The following is a 1037-nucleotide window of genomic DNA, read 5'->3' on the forward strand; positions in this document are numbered from 1 at the left end:
TCACGCAGCGCGCTCAGGGCGTCAACGTGTGGGTCGACGTCAACGGCGGCCGCTTCGAAGGCAAGAAGGTCATGGACGGTGCGGGCTACTCGTCCGACATCTATGCCGGCACCCTCGGCGCCGACTACCAGTTCGCCAACGGCGCCGTGCTCGGCGCTGCGCTGACGATCGGCACGGCCGACACCGACAGCGAAGGCACCACTGCCAAGACCTCGATGGATTCCGACCTCGTCGGCTTCTCCGTCTACGGTTCGAAGACGTTTGCGGACATCTGGAACGTCGCCGGCGATATCGGCTACCTCCAGGCCTCCAACGACGTCACGGAATCGGGCTACGGCTTCGGCGACTTCTCTGAAGACGTCAATGCCTTCACGCTCGGCGTGCGCGGTGAAGTGCTCACCAAGGCCGGTTCGGTCAACATCGTTCCGCACTTGGGTCTGCGCTACACGCGTCTTTCCACCGACGGCTTCACGGCCGGCTTCAACACCGAAATCGACGATCAGAACATCTTCCAGATGCCTGTCGGCGTGACGGTCTCGGCCGACTTCGAAACCAGCGGCTGGACGATTGCTCCGAAGTTCGACCTCTCGGTCGTTCCGACCTTCGGCGACAAGGACGCTGATCTCAAGCTCGGCATCACCGGTGTCTCGGCTTCGGACGATCTCTCCGTGCGCGTCATCGACTCCAACCCGGTTCAGGCCACGCTCGGCGTCAGCGCGACGAACGGTGCCTGGGGCTTCGGCCTCAACTACAAGCTGGGTGTGGGCTCCGACGACCGCATGAACAACTCGTTCAACGCCAACGTCCGCTACGCCTTCTAAAAGGCTTGTACCGCGGTTCTGATCGGGCGGTCCGGAGACCGCCCGTCAGGATGCGCGCAGCGCTCCCGGGCTTCCTTCCCGTCGTGCTCCAAGGGCGGCGGGAAGCCCTCTCGGAGCGCATCCACAGGCCTTCCGGGAGTGATCCCTGAAGGAGCCTCGCAAAGAGGCAATTGGAACCCGTCTCTCGCAGCAGTGCGCGGGACGGGTTTCTTTTTG

At 63.5% G+C, this 1037-nt stretch carries 1 protein-coding gene; it reads left to right on the forward strand.

Translation table 11 applies throughout. From position 1 onward, the window contains the following. Positions 1-821, forward strand: an 821-nt coding sequence (locus DES29_RS12325; protein WP_147145927.1) for an autotransporter outer membrane beta-barrel domain-containing protein, incomplete at its 5' end; no start/stop codon positions are given. Positions 822-1037: the final 216 nt, after the last annotated feature.

Source organism: Sutterella wadsworthensis (assembly GCF_003315195.1).
GTDB classification, from domain to species: Bacteria; Pseudomonadota; Gammaproteobacteria; order Burkholderiales; family Burkholderiaceae_F; genus Sutterella; species Sutterella wadsworthensis.